This is a genomic window from Vibrio sp. 10N.261.52.C11, from assembly GCF_041471405.1.
GTDB classification, from domain to species: domain Bacteria; phylum Pseudomonadota; class Gammaproteobacteria; order Enterobacterales; family Vibrionaceae; genus Vibrio; species Vibrio crassostreae_C.
The window spans coordinates 87,306-87,703 of record NZ_JBFROI010000030.1 but is presented as its reverse complement, the minus strand read 5'-3'; the positions used below and the strand labels follow the sequence as shown (position 1 = coordinate 87,703).

1 protein-coding gene is annotated in these 398 nt (G+C 44.7%); it reads left to right on the top strand.

Features of this window, described 5'->3' with window-relative positions; genetic code table 11:
- Nucleotides 1-398 (top strand): Ig-like domain-containing protein (locus AB4323_RS12995; RefSeq protein ID WP_372152660.1); only part of this gene is annotated, 398 nt, incomplete at both ends.

Here is a 398-nt window from a genome sequence, read left to right as displayed (position 1 = left end):
TTTTAACAGTAGGAGCCACCGTTACGGACGTTGCAGGCAATATTGCTACTTCTAGCGATACCATCGTCAAAGATACGTTAGCGGACATCAGTGTCAATTTCGATGGTTTTAGTGATGAATATTACAACTCAACAGAAGTAAGTAATGGGGCTTTGGTTGGTAGAGTCTCCAATGTGGAAGACGGCCAAACGATTTCAATTACTATCACAGACAGTGTTGGTACCTCGGTAGAGTATTCAACCACGGTTTCGGGGGGAAATTGGACTCTAACAGATCAGGACTATTCTGACTTTTCCGAAGGCACTTTGACGGTTGAAGCCACCGTTACCGACGTTGCAGGCAATATTGCTACTTCTAGCGATACCATCGTCAAAGATACGTTAGCGGACATCAGTGTC